This is a genomic window from Arachnia rubra (assembly GCF_019973735.1).
In the GTDB taxonomy this organism is placed as follows: domain Bacteria; phylum Actinomycetota; class Actinomycetes; order Propionibacteriales; family Propionibacteriaceae; genus Arachnia; species Arachnia rubra.
Genome location: NZ_AP024463.1, coordinates 1,290,771 through 1,309,442, shown reverse-complemented (window position 1 = coordinate 1,309,442; position 18,672 = coordinate 1,290,771). Strand labels below are relative to the sequence as shown.

Genomic DNA, 18,672 nt, shown 5'->3' with positions numbered 1-18,672 from the left:
CGTGGCCGAATCACGACTTCCAGCCTCCTCCGGTTTCACCGTCATCAGATACCGCCTGACCAATGGCTTGGAGCTGGCGCTGCTCCCAGCCCCCGAGACCCCAGCCGTCGCGGTGAATCTCAGCTTCCAGGTCGGCTCCGTTGACGAGACACCGGGCCGCACGGGTTTCGCCCATCTCTTCGAGCACATGATGTTCCAGGGCTCAGCCCAGGTCGCCTCCGGCGAGCACATGTCCATGATTGAGGCCGCCGGCGGTAACGTCAACGCTTTCACCTCCACTGACCGCACCGTCTACCATGAGTGCGTGCCGATAGGAGCGCTGGAGCTGGTGCTCTGGCTGGAAGCGGACCGGCTGCGCAGTCTCGCGGTGACCCAGGAGAACCTCGACGCCCAGCGTGACGTGGTCACCCAGGAGAAACGCCAACGCTACGACAACCGCCCCTACGGGGATCTGCTGGCGGAGTTGGTGGGGCAGCACTTTGGGCCTGACCACCCCTATGGGCACCTGCCCATAGGCTCCATGGAGGATCTGGCCGCAGCAGGCCTGGACGATGTGGCGGCCTTCCACGCGACGTGGTACCGCCCCTCCCATGCGAAGCTGGTGATCTGCGGGGGCATCGACGCCGAAAAGACCATCGCCCTGGTCGAACAGCATTTCAGCGACCTTGAGAATGCCTCACCACCCCCCCGGGAAACCATCACCACTCCCACCCTTGACGGTGGAGACCTGACCCTGACCGGGGATGTACCCCACCCCCTACTGTACTGCTCCTGGCAGGCCCCGGCCGCGGGTGACCCGGACCAGCTGGCACTCGAGCTGGGCCTGTCGATCCTGTCTGAGGGCCACGCCTCCCGACTCCATCGCCGCCTGGTGCGGGAAAGCGGTCTCGCGCATGAGGTACATGGGACGGTGCTCGGACACCTGCGTGCACCCTCCATCGCTTCGCTCAGCGCCAGGCCTGCCGATGGGGTGGACACCAGGGACCTTGCCGAGGCCTTCGCGCATGAGCTAGCTGTCCTGGATTCCCCATCCGAACAGGAACTCGACCGCGCCAAGGCCCAGTATGAGCGCAGTTGGCTGTCGGAACTCGCCACCGTCGAAGATCGCGCCGAGGCTGCCGCCGAGGCCTGGGCTACCTGGGGCGACCCTGCGCTGGTCAACCGTAGGCTGGCAGACCTCGCGGCCGTCACCCCCGACGATGTGTCGCGCGTCCTAGCCAACCAGCCATCCTTGAGCCAGCTGCACTATCTCCCGAAGGATGCCTCGTGAGACGTCCCGCCATAGCCGAGCCCCAGCCCTGGCTCTTCCCCACACCCGAGAAGAGCACACTCAGCTCAGGTCTGGAGCTGGCTTTCATCCAGGTGCCCGGACAGGCCCTGGCCTCGGTGGAGCTGGTGTTGCCCACGCCCCTCGAAGCTGAACCACGGAACCTGGAGGGCATCGCGAACGTGGGTCTACACGCCTGCGACGAGGCCACGGTGACGATTCCTGACATCGTGGAACGCCTGGAGCTCCAGGGGGCTGCGCTGAGCGGGCATGCGGCTTGGGGACACACGCGGCTGGGGCTGAGCGCCCCAGCACGCCGCCTGCCGCAGGTGCTGGAGCTTTTCGCGTCCGTCATCAGGGAACCGGCCTTCGACGAAACCGACGTGGCACACCACATCGAGAACCAGATCGCGGCCTGGAAGACCCGGCGAGCCTCTCCCAGCGCCATGACCCGGGACTCTCTGAGAGCCTCACTGTTCGGCATGAACCAGCGGGAGGGACGCCCCATAGCGGGCACGCCCGAGACCCTGGCGGCCATCACCAGGAAGGCCGTCCAGGATTGGCATGCCCGCACCTGGGTTCCCGAAGGAGCGACCCTGATCATCGCGGGAGACCTGGCTGAGAACCGCGAGGACGACCTGACGGCGCCTTTCGAGGTCTGGTCCGGCAGCCGTTCCCCCGCCCCAGCGCCGCAGGGGGTTCCCGGGCCGCCCGGGATCGTGCTGGTTGACCTGCCCCAGGCGGCACAGACCGTGGTGCAGGCCTTCATCCCGACTCCCGGACGGGAGCACTCAGACTGGACAGCCCTGAAACTTGGCGGTCACGCCATGTGCGGGGCCTTCGCCAGCCGGCTGAACCTGGAGCTCCGCGAACGCCTCGGCTACACCTATGGCATCTCGGGAGGCGTCTCACCCCGCCGTGGGGGAGGTGCTCTCAGCATCGAAACCGCTCTGAGCAACGAGTCAGCAGCCGATGCCACGGCCCGCCTGCTGGACGCACTCGCACTGGAGACCCCCTTCTCCGACAACGAGATCCTGGACGCTGCACACTACCTAGTGCAGGTGTCGCCGCTGCACTACGAGACCGCAGCCGACATCACGGCTCAGACAGCCGCCCTGACCGCAGCCGGGCTCGACACGGGTTTCGTAAACCGCTACCAGGCGGCGCTGAGCACCACCACGACCGGACAGGTCAACACCGCCTGGCGCACCCATATCCGTCCCGATAACACCACCATCGCAATCGGGGGCCCGGCAGCGCTGCTGGCGCCGCGGCTCCAGGCCGCCGGGATCGATGCACAGGTTCTCGCAGGCGGCCCCACCGATGAAGACGATGCCTGAGCCAGCTGGCCTGGCTGCGAGGAAGACCCACCGGACGTGCGGCGGGCGCATCAGGGGCGGGAGCATGTCAAACCGCGCGCTCCCCGCCTAGAGAAAGCCTCTTTATCCTTATTGGTCAAACAGCGCGAGGGCCTGCTCCGCCTTTGCCTTTGCCTCGTTGACCCTCTGCTGATAGGTGGCCAGGTCACCGGATTTCAAAGCCTCGTCGGCGGCGGCGAAAAGATCCATGCTCTCCTTGAGGAGCGCCTTCGCCTGCTCTTTGGCGTCACCTTCGGAAGCCGGTGGTTTCTGCTGCCCCTCGGGATTCTGTTCGACGGGCTTCTCGCCGGTCTCGGCGCCCGCGTCTCCCTTGAAGACTTGGTCCAGCGCCGCTTTCAGGGTGTCCCCGATCCCGACGTGCTCACCAAAGCGCACCACGACGAACCGCAGCGCAGGATAGCCGCCGCTGGTGGCGCTGTAGATCGGCTGCACGTACATCAGACCCCCACCCACCGGCAGTGTGAGGAGGTTCCCATAGATCGCCTTGGCATTGCCCTGCCGGTTGTAGGGAAGCAGCCGCTCCGCCACGGCCTCATTCGTCGAGATCGCGTTGAAGGTCTGTCCTGGCCCGGGAATCTGCTTGGCATCTGACAGCTTGAGTGCGCGCAGCTGGCCATAGTTCGGGCTGGTGGCGTCGGCATTCACTGCCATGTAGACCGAGAGGTTCTCACGCCCCCTGGGGACGAAGACGGTGGTGTTGGAGTAATGCGCCTGCTCCTCCCCCGGCCATTTGATGGTTAGGAAATACGGCGGCTCCTTGGTCCCGCTCTCCCCACCGTTGACGGGATCGGAGGGAACCTCCCAGATGTCCGACTGCTGGAAGAAGGTGTAGGGGTTCGTCGTGTGATACAGCCCAAGCATCTGGCGCTGGACCTTGAACAGGTCCTGCGGGTAACGCAGGTGGGACATGAGCTCAGGGCTGATCTCGGACTTCGGGGTGATGAGCCCTGGATAGACCTTCGACCAAGTCTGGAGGATGGGATCAGACTCATCCCAGCCATACAGCGTGACGGTGCCGTCGTAGGCATCCACCGTCGCCTTCACCGAGTTGCGGACATAGTTGACCAGGTCGCCAGCGGTGGCTCGCTCAGAGGTGGTGCGGGTGTCCTTGGTGGCCTGAGGCCAGTCGGCCCGGGTGGAGTTCGGGTATTCCGCGGTGGTGGTGTAGGCGTCGATGACCCAGACGATACGCCCGTTGACCACGGTCGGGTAGGAGTCGGAATCGACCGTCAGGAAGGGCGCCACCTCCTTGACCCGGTCGGCGGGCACCCGGTTGAACAGCAGCCGTGAGTTGGAGTTCACCCGCTCAGAGAGCAGCAGATTGATGTCGCCAAAGCGGACAGCGAAGGCCGTCTTGTTCAGGAAGTCCCCGATGGGCACGCCGCCACTGCCCTGGTAGGTGTACTTCGTCTCGGTGTGTTCCTGGCCCCCGCCGGGGGTATCGAGCTCAACCGGCTCGGCTCCCTCAGGAGCGCCAGCGATAACCCAGTGCTTGGATTCCTCACCGAAATAGATGCGGGGCTGTTCCTGCTGGATCAATCCCTCGGTCGGGATACCACCTGAGAAGTAGTTGGGCTCCCCATTCGACTCACGCCGGTTCCCATAGGCCGCCACCAGACCGTAGCCATGCGTGTAGACCGTGTGCATGTTGTTCCAGGTGTTGCCCGCCTCAACGGCGTTCAGGTCGAGTTCGCGGGCGGCGACGACAGCGTCCGTCTCACGTCCCTCGAGGCTATAGCGGTCCACGTCAAGGGTGGAGGGGAAACGGTAGTAGCCGCGCACCTGCTGCAGCTGCTCGAAGGTGGGCCCGATGACGGAGGGATCCATCAACCTGATCGCGGGAAGAGCGGCGGCGTCAGCACGCAGCTGCCCGGCGCTGACGCTGTCAACAGCCTCATAGTCGGAGATCTGGAGCGAGTCGATGCCGAACGCGCCACGGGTCGCCTCGATGTTGTTCGCGATCCAGGGCCGTTCCAGGTCGGGCTCGTTGGGTTTGACCACGAAGTAGCGGATCCCCCACGGGTAGACCGCGGTGAGGATCATCGCAGAGACGACCAGCAGGCCGAGGGCGATACCGGGCACACTCCACTTCACCCGCCATGCATTGTAGAAACACAGCAGCGCGCAGATTCCCGCTATCGCGGCGACGATGAGGCTGGCCGGGATCCGGGAGGTGGCATCGGTGTAGTCGACGCCTGTGAAAAGACTGTTCTGGCTGGTCAGGTAGCCATAGCGGTCCAGGAAAGAGCTCACCCCGTACAGCAACAGCCCCAGCCCGAGCAGGACGGAAACCTGTCGCTGGGCGGCCTTGCCCGCTGACGGCAGGTTGCCGGTCTTGCGGAACGCCGCGGCGTTCATGGAGCCGGTCAGGAAGTGCACCAGCAGGGAACCGACCAGGCAGGCCACCACCATGAAGTTCAGATAGGCCAGCACGAACCGCCACCAGGGTAGCTGGAAAACGTAGAAGGAGGCGTCGATCCCGAAGACGGCGTCCCCCTTCCCGAAATCCGTGGCGCGGGTCCAAGCGAGGAAGGTCTGAACCTGGCTGGCAGCCACGCCACCGCCGATCAGGCCCAGCACCACGGCCGGAAGCAATATGAGTGTCCGGGAACGCCGGTCCAGATTGTCACGCAGCTGCAGCAGCAGCTCGGAATCCAGGTTCGTGCGCCGGACGGGGGGGACGCAGGCGATACGCCAGTATCAGCGACCCAAAGAAACCGCCGCCCAGCAACAGCCCGAAACCCAGGAAAAGCCCCACCCGAGCCGCCAGCTGTGTGGTGAAGACTGTCGTCGCCGAGACGCTCCTGAACCACAGATAGTTGGTGTAGAGGTGGGCGGCCAGCACCACCAGCAGCGCCAGGACCCCGAGGATCAGCACAGTGATCAGCAACGGGCTCCGCCGCCGTCGCGTACCGGCTTCAGCTTCCGCACTCATGCGGTTTCCTCCTTCAACGTGGTCAACAGGGCATCGGCGAGTCCGGGAACGAGATCCTCGGCGCCGAGTAGGTCATCCGGGTTGTTGAGGACGCGGGCTAGGCCGTGGCGGGAACCGTCACGCAGGGCTCCCACCACCACCCGGACGTCCGCACGAGCCTCATGCTGATTCACGAACTCGATGGCCTTGATGGGGTCTACAGGAATCAGGGGTTCGAACTCGGGCGGCAGGAAGGTCCGCTCCATCGCGATCGCGCAGCCCGTGACAGTCTGGGGCCACGTCAGCCTGGCGAGTCTGTCCGCTATGTCACCGCCGAGCTGGAAGTCCTCCTGCTCCACGGCGGTGAGTGCATCCGCCGCGGTTTGTGTGACTCGCCCGCGCAGCTGCGGCTCCAGTTCCAGCAGCGTCGCAGTGTCAACCAGCGCGAACAGCCTGGCCGGCTGGTCCCAGCCAAGTTCCGAGACATGACGTTCGATGTCGGCCAACGCCGCGATCAAGCGGCTCGGGTCCCCCTCAGCCACAGCTGGGCACCTCCTGCGTGGTTTGTCCTTCGTTGACCAGCTGCAGCGCAGCAATCGCATCCTTGAGGGTACCCACCGGGACCAGCCTGAGGTCTGTCTGCAGATCCCCGAGATCCGCGCAATTGCTGGCGGGCATCAGGAACAGCTTTGCTCCGGCTGCCTCGGCGCCCTTGATCTTCTCGCGGATCCCGCCGATTTTATGCACCTTCCCCGCGGCGTCGACCTGCCCGGTGCCCGCGACCACGCGCCCCTCGCGCAACACCCCGTCAGTGATGCGGTCGTAGATGGCGAGCGCAAACACCAGTCCCGCGGAGGGGCCGACGATACTGGGATCGATCCGGAAGGAGATGGAGGGAGCATACCGGTAACCGACTGACAGCGAGATCCCCGGATAAGGTGCGCCGTCCCGCTCGATGGCTGTGGTTATGGTCACGTCCTGGCTGGTACCACCGCGCAACACCCGGAATACGATGGGATCTCCAACAGCCCTGGCCCTGATCGCCGTGGTCACCTCCTCGCTGGTGGTCACCTCGCTGCCGTCAACCATTTCGATGAGATCACCGGGTTGCAGCTGCCCATTCGAGGGCCCGGAGAGGCTGACCGCGGAGATCATGGGCATCTCGGTCACCGACTGTCCAGCTGCCCTGAGGGCGGCCACAGTGGCGTCGACACGGGAGGAGTCCATCTTGGCCACCCCCTCGCTCTGCACCTCCGCATTCGATTTGCCCGCAGGATAGATGGCGTCGCGCGGGAGCGTGTCGGCGTCGGCGAACAGATGCGCGAGCAGAGCCTCGGGAAGGCCGATCGGTGAATCGACACGGGTAGTGGAGACCGTGGTCATCAGCAGCCTGCCTCCCCTGCTGCTGGTGGGGATCCCCGAGATCTCGATGAGCGGCCCGTCATCTGTGCTGCCCATCACGTCAACCGTCTGTCCGGGACGCCAGGTCACGAAGGGCACCGGGGTCACTGCAAGGGCCACGGCCAGCAGAAAGAACAGCACTGTGGCCACAATTGACACCGTGTTCCGCGACAACCTCTCGCCCCTCCTTGTCTGCCCATGTCAGGTGACGGCAAGCCTACCAAGCAGACACCAGGAGCCCGGTCATCCGGAATTCCCTTGCCTCATGAGGTTGAATGGTCTTCGATAACCGGTTCTCTTGCGTGAAAGGTCTGGTACCCCAATGTCCACTCCCGGAGGGTTCGACTTCGAGCAGCTCAGGCGCATGATGGAGCAGCTCGGCATCAACTCGGAGGACCTGGATCTCGACGAGCTGATGAAACAGGTGCAGCGGTTGCAGGGCTCCGGCGGAATCAGCTTCGGGTTCACTCCGGCTGACCGGGATCCGGAGGCGGCCTGGCGAACCACGATCGCAGCGGCACGACGCATCGCCTCGGAGCTCGGGCCTGACCCAGAGCTGTCATCCGGGGAGCGCCTGGCCATAGTGGATGCCGAGCGCCTGGCCCAGTCGTGGCTGGACCCGGCAACCCAGTTCAACTCCTCCGGGCTGCCGCCGGCGGCACAGCGCCGCGAGGAGTGGATCGAGGCCACCTCAGCGGGGTGGCGGCGTCTCGTCGAACCGATCATCGAGGGGCTCGCCGACGCGCTGCAACGCGGCACCGCACAGCCCGAGGACCCGCAGTTCGCCGGCCTGTCGTCGATGCTCGCCCCCATGATGCGCTCCTCCGCATCGCTCATCTACCGCGACCGGCTGAGCAAGGTGCTGGCCGCAGTCGCCGGAAGCACGCTGACCGGTTCGGAGGTGGGCATCGCCCTGGCTGAGGACGCAGAAGTCGCTGTGCTGCCCGCTAATGTCGCCGAGTTCACCCGCGACCTCGACCTGCCCGACGGCGACGTCATGCTCTACCTGCTGCTGCGCGAGGCGGCACGCAAACGACTGTTCCACGGAGTCGGCTGGCTGTCCCCTCAGCTGGACGCGCTCCTAGCGCACTATGCCCGGGAGATCAGGATCGACTTCGAAGCCCTGTCCTCCCAGCTGGACATCGGCGGGGAGGAGGTCTCCCTGGAGGACATCGTCGCAGTCGGCGAGAAAGTGCGCGGCTCCTTCTTCAAGCCGGCCAGCACGGAGCTCCAGCTAGAGATCCTGGGACGCCTGGAGGTACTGCTGGCCCTGATCGAGGGCTGGGTGGATCACGTGACGAACCGGGCGGCCTCGAACTGGATGACCAATGCCACCCAACTCGATGAGGTGGTGCGCCGCCGCCGCGCCTCCGCGGGCCCGACACGTGAGGTGTTCCGCGACCTGCTGGGCCTGGAGCTGCGGCCCCGTCTCGTACGGGATGCGGAGAACCTGTGGGCGGCCCTGGAACACCGCCACGGGCCCGTCGAGCGCGATGACGTCTGGCGGCACCCGGACATGCTGCCAACCGCCCGGCACCTGGAGGACCCGCTCTCCTACGTACATCCGTCGCATCGCAGCGAGGACGACGGCGACTTCGACGCCGAACTGCGCAAGCTGCTGGGCGAGTGATAGCGAGTGACACTTGACGAAAGTGCCTGCAAGCGGTTGACTAATACCACGGTCCCCACCCGGGCCGGCTCGCAGGGGAAGGCGAGCTTCCGGGAGGGGGCCGTTTTGATTGTCTGAGCACCGGCCTCACTGCCCGGGGGCTATCCGCTCTGCGATGATCCGCAACACGTCCTCACCGAATCGGTCAGCCTTGACGGCTCCGATGCCGCTGATACGCAGCAGCTGGGAGCGATCGACAGGGGTGGCCTCCGCGATGGCCTGCAGTGTGGCGTCCGTGAAGATCACGAAAGCAGGCTGCGAGGCGGCGTTGGCGGTCTCGAGCCGCCATGCCTTGAGGGCCGCCAGCAGCTCCTCATCGTAGGGAGCCTCGCAGCCAGCATGGCGCCGGAGCTTGCGTTCCGAGGCATCGGTGAGCTGTCCTTGGCAGACGAAACAGGTCCGCGACCTCACACTGCCGCGACCACCCCGGTTGACCTGACTGGCCGGAGCCTGCTCCGAGGGCACGAGGCCCGTCAGGAAACGGGAGCGCACGCCCCGGCCACGCGCAGGTGAGCTGGGCCACGAGATACGCAGCCTCTGCCGGGCCCGGGTGACGGCCACATGCAGCAGACGCCGTTCCTCGGACAACGCAGGCTCCTCCTGGCTCAGGGCGAAGGGCACCATCCCCTCACGCACCCCTGCCACCGCCACCGCATCCCATTCGAGACCTTTGGCGGCGTGCATGGTGGCCAGGGTGATGGCGCTGGTGACAGGCGGTGTCTCCAGGCTGGCGCGGTCGCTGAGCCATGCGATGAACCCCGGAACAGCCCAGCCGGGTTCCCCGGCTTGCGTGTCCCGGATCATCTGGGCCAGGGAGTTGATGGACTCCCAGCGCTCCCGCTGAGCCCCCATCCCCGACGGCGCCTCCGGATTCCAGCGCATTTCGGCCAGCACCTGGTCAAGCAGCTCCCCGGGGTGGCTGTCAGGTCTGTGCTGTGCGGCACGATTCAGCCGGTTGACGGCATCACGCACCTCAGGCCGCTCCCAGAAGCGGTCGGTGCCCTTCACCTGGTAGGGGATCCGGGCGGCGTCCAGGGCGGACTCGAAGACAGGCGACTGCGCATTGATCCGGTACAGGACCGCGCACTCGCTCCACGGGATCCCCTCAGCGTGTCGCTGGCCCAGCCAGGCGGCCACGGCCCGCGCCTCGTCCTCCTCCGACCCGTCGGCATGGAACTCCGGAGGAGGAAACTCGGGGCACGTGGCACGCAGATCTCCCTGACCGGGATAGCGGCACACAATGCGATTGGCGAGCTGGACGATGGCCGGGCTGGAACGATAGTTGCGCACCAGCCGCACTGTGCGGGCATCAGCGTGTTCGGATGCGAAACCGGTCAGGCAGTCGGCCCGGGCACCTGCGAAACCGTGGATGGCCTGCTGAGGATCACCCACCACACAGATGTCGGGACGGCCATCGACCCACAGCGACACCAAACGGTGCTGGATGGCGGAGACGTCCTGGTATTCATCGACCACGAAGTGCCGGTAGGCGGTGCGGATCTGCTCAGCGGCAGCCGGACGCTCTGCGAGCAGCGCTGCCGCGCACAAGAGGATGTCATTGAAGTCGACCACCCCCGCACTGAGCTTGTGCTTCTCGTAGGCCTCCATCACCTGGGCCACGCGTTCCGGCTCCGCCCCCGCGACCTCACGGCCACGGGCAAGCCGAGCGTATTGGCTGGGCGCGACGTTGCTGGACTTGGCCCAGCCGATCTCAGCGATCAGGTCCCGCACCAGATTGGTGTCGGTGTTTCCCAGAACCTGATTGGCGGCACGCCCCACCAGCGGGAAGGGGTTGTCGAGCAGCATCGGGAACTCCGACCCGTAGGCCGCCGGCCAGAAGTAGCGGCACTGGCTCAGAGCAGCGGCGTGGATGGTGCGGGCCGACACCCTCCGCACCCCGAGCCCGGCCAGCCGCGACTTCAGCTCGCCTGCCGCCCGGGTGGTGAACGTGACTGCGAGCGTCGCTGCCGGGGCATAGCGTCCCTCCCGGACGGCGTGAGCCACCCGGTGCGTGATGGCCCTGGTCTTTCCCGTCCCCGCCCCTGCCAGCACAACCAGGGGCCGGTCCAGCAACACGGCAACCTGCCGCTGTTCGGGGTCAAGGGCATCGAGGATCGGATCACTCACGTGCACCATTGAAACAGCCTCCCACGACAAAGCTCCCCAGGAGGTGTCCGAGCAGTTTTGTCCTGGAGGGGCACTAATGTGAGCGCACACATGGAAAGGAGCAGGTCATCGGGTTGAAAAGGCAGACAGCTGAGCGCTGGGACGAACTGATCGACGCCCTGGAGGCGTGGCTCACTGCACTTCGCCCCGGCGTCCTCGACCGCGTGCAGGTGATCACCTCGTCCGCCGGTGCTGCGCGCCTGGCTGGCCAGGCGCTGGCATCCCGCATCGGCATCCTGGCGGGAGTCGATCTACTGCCAGCCGACCGGTGGGTGACGCAGCTTGAGGCGGAGCTGGGCGACGGGGAAGCGTCGCCCTGGCGCGGCCGCTCTCTGGAGCTGGCCGTCCAGGAGGTGCTGACGGACCCGGACTTCCTCGACTGCCATCCCGTGGTCGCCACACACCTCAAGGCCGGCCCGGGCAGGCTGCGCGGTGTCTCGCAGCGGGTGGCCACACTGATGCGCCGCTACCAGGAGCACCGCCCGGAGATGCTGGCGCAGTGGCTCGCCAGCCCCAGCGAGGCGGCCGAGGAACTGCCAGCACACCTGAGCTGGCAGCCAGAGCTTGCCTCGCGCATCACTGAGATCCTCGAGTGGGATCCGGTGGAGGAACTGGCACGCATGCGTTTGAGTCTCGTGGAGGCCCCCGGCCCGGCCACAGCAGTGCTGCACTGCCCCGGGCTGCCGGCAACAACGGAGTTGCTGCTGGGGGCTGCCGCCCAGGCCCAGGACATCCCGGTGCTGGAGTTGACTGGCACCACAGTCCCCGCGACCATCACCTGGCTGGGCTCCCACCACCCAGCCAGGCAGGCTGAGGTCCTGCGGGATCAGCTGTGCCATCTCCTGCAGGAGACCCCGGGCCTGGAACCCCGCGACATCCTGGTGGTGGTCCCAGACCCCGCTGCCTGGTGGCCCGCACTCAGCATGGTCTTCGCACCCCTGGAGACGCATTCCCACCCAGGCCGGCAGCTCCGCCTCCAGATCCCGGATAGAGCGCGCACTCCCAACCCGGTGCTGCGTGTCCTGGCCGAGGCCACCAGACTGCGCGATTCCCGTGCGACCGCCAGCAGCATGCTGGACCTGCTGGAGCTCGCCCCCATCGCACACCGCTGGCGCCTCCCAGGACGTGACGAACTCACGCAGCTGATCGACTCCGCCGGAATCCGCTGGGGACTGGACAGCCAGCATCGCGCAGACCAGGGACTGGGCGAGGTCACGCAGAACACCTGGGCACGGGGTCTCGACCGGCTGCTGGCTGGCCTGGCCCTGGCTCCCGGAAGCACCGCGTTACCCATCTCAGGAGCCGACGCCGTTAACAGCTCGGATCTGGAGCTGATCGGCTCGCTCACGGAGATCTTCACCCGGCTACGGCGTTACGCAACCACAGCCGGGCCCGCCACCATCCCGGAATGGGTTGCCCGGGCCGGGAGTCTGCTGGCCGAGCTCACCGGCCTGCCTGCTGCCGAGGAGTCGCAGCTCCAGGAGGCGACATCCCGTCTAGCGCGCCTCGCTGCGGAGAGCGCCACCAACCCCGTCAGGCTGACGGCGGCCGACTTCACCGACCTGCTGGAACAGCTCGCGGCAGAGCCCCCGTCCCGGCCAGCTGTGGGCAACGGCAACGTGACTATCGCCGGCCCGGGGGAACTCAAAGGTGTCGGTTTCCACATCGTCGCCCTGATCGGTTTCGAGGACGGAGGGGTTGATCCCATACCCGATGCGATACCCGGTGTCTTGCCGGATCCCCGTCAGGAGCGGCTTGAGGACCTCCTGGATCACGCACGGGCCTGCCAGCACCTGGTGGTGATACATCAGAACCGTTCCGAGACCACCAATGCCGTGCGGGAGACCCCGACGGCGCTCACCTGGCTGTGGCGGCGGCTGGAGGCAAACCCAGAGCTCCAGGAAATGCCGCCGACCAGGCAGTCAGAGAGCAATTTCACCGGCACCCACCCGAGTTTCGACACCGCGGCCCTGGAGATGGCCCAGGTCCTGCGGCGGTCCCGGCATGGCAGCGCGGTCTCCGCCACCACAGCACGGCGGCGGGCAGCTCTCGCGTTGCCGGCGAAGGATGATGGCCTGCCGGTAACCCTGGAGGAGGTGGTGCGTTTCCTACGTGATCCCGCAGCCGCATTCCTGCGGGAGCGGTTCGGCATCCGGGCGATCAACCCTCCGGAGACCAGCGATGACCTGCCGCTCAAGGCCGGCGGGCTCAAGGCCTGGGGCATCCGCTCCCGGCTGCTGGCTGCTGCGCGCACCGGCGTGCCGCCCGATGCCGCTGCGAGATCCGAGGCACGGCGTGAGTTACTGCCCGCCGGTCTCCTGGGCAGAGCAGTTCTCGACGCGGACGTGGACCTGATCAGGCGGCTCTGGCAGCAGGCCCAGGACGACTGGAACCGCCCGGTCCGCGACGCCGCTATTGACATGAGCTGCTCAGGGCTGCGGCTGACAGGCACCGTCCGGCTACGCGGAGACGAGCTGGTTGTGCTGTCCCCCAGTGACTTGCCCCGCCCCCTGTTCGAGCCGTGGGTACACCTGCTGGCGCTGGCTGCATCCGGGGTGGCCACGCGGGCACGCATTCACTACCTGCGCCGCCACTACGGTGACCTCTTCCCGGGATCGGTGACACTGACTGCGCCACAGGATGCTGGCCCACACCTGGAAATGCTGGTCCGCGGCACCCATCTGGCCCGTTCTAGGCTCATCCCCGTCCCCGCGGAACCGGCGCGGATCCTCGCCGAGTCGGCTCGCGAGAGACGATTCAACGCGCCGGACTGGGACCTGCCGACCAGCAGCTGGGGTTCCCCCTGGGCGTGGCGTCCCGCACACTGGGAGCATTTCTACGCAGGCCCGGCCTCGGAGCTGTTCACCGACCCGCCCCAGGACGGCGACCCGCCCGGCCCGGAGCGCTTCGGAGCCTTCGGGGGGTGGGCACTGGCCCTGCACTCCCCTCTCGTGGAGGCCGCGCAATGATCCCCTTCGATATCACCGGTCCCCTGCCCGATGGGCCGATGCTACTGGAGGCCAGCGCCGGGACGGGTAAGACCTGGACCATCGCCGGGCTTGCGGTCCGTCACATTGCCGAGGCGGGAGTGCCCATAGGCCAGCTGCTGCTGATCACCTTCAGCAATGCCGCCGCCCAGGAGTTGCGGGGACGCGTCCACTCCCGGATCGTCTCGGTCGCCGCCGACCTATCGTCGATGCTGGCGGGGGAAGCCACCCCGGCGGACCCGGTCTCGCAACTCCTGGGCACAGACCGCCACGCCAGGCGCTACCTGCAGCGGCTACACGCAGCCCTGGATGATTTCGGCACCGCAGCCATCACCACCATCCACTCGTTCTGCCAGGGGCAGCTGGAGAGCCTGGGCATGCTGGGTGACTGGGACAGCGCCGACCAGGTGGTGGCCGATGTCTCCACGCTGGTGCGGGAATGCGCCACCGACGAGTACCTGGCCAGTTACCTCAACCAGCCTGCTCCCCCGCTGGATGCACGGCGCGCGCTCCTGGTCGCCGCCACAGCGGCCCCATCGCGCCTTCCTTTGGCCTCGCCGGACCAGGAGCTGCTGGATTTTCAGGCACGGGTGCGGGAACGCTTCACGCGACGACGGCGTGAGCTAGGGCTGGTCAGCTTCGACGATCTGCCCGGCAGGCTGAGAGAGCTGGTGGGCAGCTCCGCGGCCGCCGAGCAGGTGCGTACGGAGCTGCGCCGCCGCTTCCCCGTCGTGCTGGTGGACGAGTTCCAGGACACCGACCCGGACCAGTGGGACATCCTGAGACGCACCTTCGTGGATGCGGATGCGATGATCACCCTGATCGGCGACCCCAAGCAGTCGATCTACGGCTTCCGCAACGCCGATCTCGGCTCCTACCTGGAGGCAGCGAAAGTGGTGCGGCACCGCGCGACCCTGGAGACCAACCACCGCAGCGAGCCCGGGGTGGTGGCCGGGGTGGCGGAGCTGTTTGGCAACGTTTCCCTGGGCAGCGGCGGCATCCAGGTCACCCCTGTGCGTTCCATCCGGAGCCCGGAGGATGGGGTGCTTGTCCTCACCGACGCCCCCACGGCCCGCATCTGGCTACGCGGCCACGGCCCCGGAGCCACTGACAACCCGGATCGTGCCGTCGCCGGGGACGTGGTGGCTCACGTGCGGTCGCTGCTGGCCGGAGCACGCATCCGCGGCAAGGACGGGGAACGCAGGATCGGCCCGCAGGACATCGCGGTCCTCACCCGCACCCGTGACCGCGGCCTGGCGCTGACAGCTGATCTGCACGCCGCTGGGCTGCCCGCCACCTGGCATGGTCCTGGCTCTGCCCTCGACTCGCCTGCGGTCGCCGACTGGCTGGCAGTGCTCGCCGCGGTCGCACAGCCGACCCGTGCCCGTATCCTTCAAGCGGCTCTGGGGAATCTGCTCGGGCTGCCTGCCACCGACCTGTTGACTGAACGCACTGAGACCGAGGCATCGCAGCGCGTACACGAGCTGGCCAGGTGTTTCGCGGCAGGCGGCGTGGTGTCACTGACCAGCGAGCTACTGGTCGGCGCTGCCCCTCACCTGGCGCATCTCAGCGATGGGGAACGCCGCCTGGCCGACCTCACCCAGGTCGGCGAACTGTTGGCGTCCTCGGGGGCCACCAGCCTCGACAGCCTCCAGGCCTGGTTGAGCACGCAGGCAGCGAGGCCGGCGGGTGAGCTGACCACCCGGCTGGCGTCGGACCAGGCAGCGGTCCGGGTATGCACCATGCACTCGGCCAAGGGGCTGGAGTTCCCAATAGTGCTCCTGCCGCAGGTCAGTGTCACAGAGGTGAACCTGCGTGGTGCTTTTCCGTATGTGGACGCCGCGCACCGCCGGGTGCTGCACGTGGGTGCTCGTCCCGGGTACCGGGACGAGCTGGCCCTGGTCGCCAGGCAGCAGGCGCGTGCCGAGGAGCTGCGGCTGCTCTACGTGGGGCTCACCCGTGCCAGGCACTTGGCTATCGCGTGGCATGTGATGGACCGGCGTGCCTTAGGAGGTCCTCTGACGGCGCTGCTGTGCCGTGACCGCTCGGTCCCACAGCTCAACCCCGACTACGCCCGGCTGCCATCTGCTTTCGGTTTCGACCCGGAGCTGGTGCACCTGTCACCGGTCACCGCCACCCCCTGGGGCAGCGATCTTCCAGTCCCGGAGCCCGAGGCCCCGCCCGGAAGCCTTCACACCGCCCGTTTCACCCGTGACATCGACCAGCAGTGGCGGCGCACCTCGTATTCCGGACTCACCGCGGGCCTCCACGAGCAGGCCCTGGATGAGCCTGAGGAGCTGGATCTGGCACTGGAAGCGGACACGGGACCTGTCACCGCCTCACCCATGAACGATCTGCCCGCAGGCGCCCGCTTCGGGACACTCGTGCATGAGGTCTTGGAGCAGGCGGATTGGAACCATCTAGAGCATCTGTCCCAGGTGACCGAGTCGAGGGCTCCGCTGTTCGGGCTGGACACAGAGCAGGCGCAGCAGCTTGCTGAGGCGCTGAAACTGGTGGTGACCACTCCCCTGGGCGGACTCTGCGAGGAGGCCCTGGCGGACCTGCCGGTCAGGGACCGGCTGGCGGAACTGGACTTCGACCTGCCACTGGGAGATCGTGGCAGGGCATCGCTCGTCGCGGATTTGGCGCATGCGCTGTCCCAGCACCTGCCCGCCTCCGACCCGCTGGCCGCCTATCCGGAGCGGCTTGTCCGTACCGAAGCCGCCCAGGCGACGTTGAAGGGCTTCCTGACCGGTTCCATCGACGCGGTGCTGAAACTGCCGACGGGAAGGTTCACGGTGGTGGACTACAAGACCAACCGGCTTCCCACCCCTCCCGGCCAGGACCTGGCCGCCGAACACTACTCGCCTCCCGCCATGGCGGAGGCGATGATGCAGGCCCACTACCCGCTCCAGGCGCTGCTGTACTGCGCGGCCCTGCACCGTTTCTTGGCCTGGCGGCTGCCCGGCTACTGCCCCGAGCAGCATCTGGGTGGGGTGGGTTACCTGTTCGTGCGGGGCATGGCTGGGCCTCGCACACCGGTCGTGGGGGGCGGGCGCTGCGGCGTCTTCGAGTGGTTCCCCCCGGCCACGCTCGTGGTGGAGGTCTCTGAGCTGCTGGGAGGATGTCATGACGAGACCTGAGGTCCCAGTCGCCGCGACGGGACTGTTGAGAACCTTCGCCGAGGCCGGGATGATCCACGTGGCAGATTTCCACCTGGCCCGCAGGATGGCTGCCTATTGCGGGGAACACGATGAACAGGTGCTGCTGGCTCTCGCCCTGACGGTACGGGAGCTGCGCCTAGGGTCGGTGTGCCTGGACCTGGCGGCAGCACCGGAGCTGATCGTCCCCAGTGAGGCTGACGACGGCTCGGCGGCGGAACCCATCGAACTCCCCTGGCCTGAGCCCGACGCCTGGGCGGCAACAGTGTCGGCCTCACCTGCGGTCGCAGGGCCGGATGCCGGGCCACGCCCGTTTCGCCTGGTCAACGACCTGCTCTACCTTGACAGGTTCTTCGCGGAGGAGCAGAGCCTGATGGCCCAGCTCAAACACCGCAGCGCGCTGCCTGACCTGCCCTCCCCCGGTCAGCTGACCTCACCTCCCGGCATGACACCGGACCCTACCCAGGACGCTGCGGTGGCGGCTGCCACCCGGGCCCGCACCAGCGTCATCACCGGCGGGCCCGGGTCGGGAAAGACGACGGTGGTCTCCCGGATCATCGACACTTTGACGGCCCAGGGTCCTGTCACCGTCGCCCTGACCGCCCCCACCGGCAAAGCGGCCGCCCGCCTGGAGACCGCGGTGCGGGACAGACTCCAACACCCGGAGAGGACGGCATTGACCGCGGGGACGCTGCACCGGGTCATCGGCGTGGTCCCAGGCCGGGCTGAACGCACCCACGACGCGCTCAACCCGCTGCCCCTCGATGTGGTGATCGTGGACGAGACCTCCATGGTGTCGATCACGCTGATGTCGTGGCTGCTGGAGGCAGTCGCTGACACCACCCGGTTGATCCTGATCGGCGACCCCAACCAGCTGGCATCGGTGGAGGCCGGGGCGGTGCTGGCCGATATCTCGGCCGCGCCCGATCTGGTCACCTCCCCCGGCGGGCCAGCTGTCGTACAGCTCGGGGGCAGCCACCGCAACCTCGGTGATGTGGCGCAGCTGGCAGATTCCATCCGCGACGGCGACGCCGATGCCTGCCTGGCGCTCCTGGAGCAGTCGGAGACATGCACGCTGATTCCGTTCACGGGCGTGGAGTCCCTGCGTGACCTGCCCGCACTCGCCACCAGCCTTGAGACGGCGGCCCGCCAGGGTTTGGATGCAGCCCTGGCGGGTGACGGGGCGGGGGCTGTCAGGGCCCTTGAGAAGCACCGGCTGCTGTGCGCGCACCGCGAAGGCCCTTTCGGCACCGGTCACTGGCAGCAGGCGGTGCGGAACCACTTGGCAGGACGGTTCCCCGGGTATGCCCTCGAGGTGGGTGCCTATCCGGGACAGCCTCTGATCGTCACCCGCAACTCGGATGTGGTCAGCAACGGTGACGTGGCGGTGATCGTCAAGACCGGCGGGCAGCTGCTGGCGGCTGTGGATCGTGGCGGGCATGCGGAACTACTGAATCCGCTGCTCCTCGACGCCACGCAGGAGCTGCACGCCATGACCATCCACAAATCGCAGGGCAGCCAGTTCGAGCAGGTCAGCGTCATCCTGCCCCCAGCCGGGTCCCCGCTGCTGACACGAGAACTGCTGTACACGGCGGTGACCAGGGCCGAGTCGGAGGTCTGGCTCTATGGCTCCCCGGAAGCACTGCGCAAAGCCGTCGAGACCAAGGCTAGGCGAGCCAGCGGGCTGCTGCGAACTGCGGTCCCCGAAACGCTAGGCTAAGGGACGCT

General features: G+C 67.2%; 11 protein-coding genes. 6 read left to right on the top strand and 5 right to left on the bottom strand.

The genetic code is table 11. The features are described from left to right. Position 1: 1 nt before the first annotated feature. Positions 2–1,270: a M16 family metallopeptidase gene (locus tag SK1NUM_RS05935; protein ID WP_212326580.1), complete on the top strand. Its 1,269-nt coding sequence runs from the start codon at positions 2–4 to the stop codon at positions 1,268–1,270. Continuing rightward, positions 1,267–2,607: a M16 family metallopeptidase gene (locus tag SK1NUM_RS05930; protein ID WP_212326578.1), complete on the top strand. Its 1,341-nt coding sequence runs from the start codon at positions 1,267–1,269 to the stop codon at positions 2,605–2,607. Before SK1NUM_RS05935 ends, SK1NUM_RS05930 begins: the two co-directional genes overlap by 4 nt. Positions 2,608–2,715: 108 nt before the next feature. Here SK1NUM_RS05930 and SK1NUM_RS05925 read toward each other — a convergent pair whose 3' ends face one another. The 4 genes from SK1NUM_RS05925 to SK1NUM_RS05915 are packed head-to-tail and all read right to left on the bottom strand — an operon-like array spanning position 2,716 to position 7,111. Then, a complete protein-coding gene (locus tag SK1NUM_RS05925; RefSeq protein WP_396020920.1) occupies positions 2,716–5,241 on the bottom strand; it encodes a UPF0182 family membrane protein in 2,526 nt (841 codons plus the stop codon). 31 nt (positions 5,242–5,272) lie between these two features. Beyond that, a complete protein-coding gene (locus SK1NUM_RS15205; protein WP_263407066.1) occupies positions 5,273–5,581 on the bottom strand; it encodes a UPF0182 family protein in 309 nt (102 codons plus the stop codon). Beyond that, the gene (locus SK1NUM_RS05920) at positions 5,578–6,102 is read right to left on the bottom strand and encodes a PPA1309 family protein (protein WP_212326573.1); all 525 of its coding nucleotides are present in this window, start codon (positions 6,100–6,102) and stop codon (positions 5,578–5,580) included. Before SK1NUM_RS05920 ends, SK1NUM_RS15205 begins: the two co-directional genes overlap by 4 nt. Continuing rightward, positions 6,095–7,111: a YlbL family protein gene (locus SK1NUM_RS05915; RefSeq protein ID WP_223927852.1), complete on the bottom strand. Its 1,017-nt coding sequence runs from the start codon at positions 7,109–7,111 to the stop codon at positions 6,095–6,097. Before SK1NUM_RS05915 ends, SK1NUM_RS05920 begins: the two co-directional genes overlap by 8 nt. Positions 7,112–7,283: 172 nt before the next feature. Here SK1NUM_RS05915 and SK1NUM_RS05910 point away from each other — a divergent pair, with 172 nt between their 5' ends. Next, the gene (locus SK1NUM_RS05910) at positions 7,284–8,591 is read left to right on the top strand and encodes a zinc-dependent metalloprotease (protein WP_212326569.1); all 1,308 of its coding nucleotides are present in this window, start codon (positions 7,284–7,286) and stop codon (positions 8,589–8,591) included. A 126-nt stretch (positions 8,592–8,717) separates the two neighbouring features. Here the strand turns inward: SK1NUM_RS05910 and SK1NUM_RS05905 are convergent, their stop codons facing one another. Next, positions 8,718–10,757 carry an ATP-dependent helicase gene (locus SK1NUM_RS05905; RefSeq protein WP_223927850.1) on the bottom strand — a complete coding sequence of 680 codons (2,040 nt, stop codon included), beginning with the start codon at positions 10,755–10,757 and terminating at the stop codon, positions 8,718–8,720. A 113-nt stretch (positions 10,758–10,870) separates the two neighbouring features. On the opposite strand from SK1NUM_RS05905, the gene SK1NUM_RS05900 reads away from it, so the two are divergent. The 3 genes from SK1NUM_RS05900 to recD are packed head-to-tail and all read left to right on the top strand — an operon-like array spanning position 10,871 to position 18,664. Further along, complete coding sequence (locus SK1NUM_RS05900; protein WP_212326566.1) at positions 10,871–13,765, top strand: exodeoxyribonuclease V subunit gamma; 2,895 nt, start codon at positions 10,871–10,873, stop codon at positions 13,763–13,765. Then, complete coding sequence (locus SK1NUM_RS05895) at positions 13,762–16,926, top strand: UvrD-helicase domain-containing protein (protein WP_212326564.1); 3,165 nt, start codon at positions 13,762–13,764, stop codon at positions 16,924–16,926. Before SK1NUM_RS05900 ends, SK1NUM_RS05895 begins: the two co-directional genes overlap by 4 nt. Further along, positions 16,913–18,664: an exodeoxyribonuclease V subunit alpha gene (recD, locus tag SK1NUM_RS05890; RefSeq protein WP_212326562.1), complete on the top strand. Its 1,752-nt coding sequence runs from the start codon at positions 16,913–16,915 to the stop codon at positions 18,662–18,664. Before SK1NUM_RS05895 ends, recD begins: the two co-directional genes overlap by 14 nt. Positions 18,665–18,672: the final 8 nt, after the last annotated feature.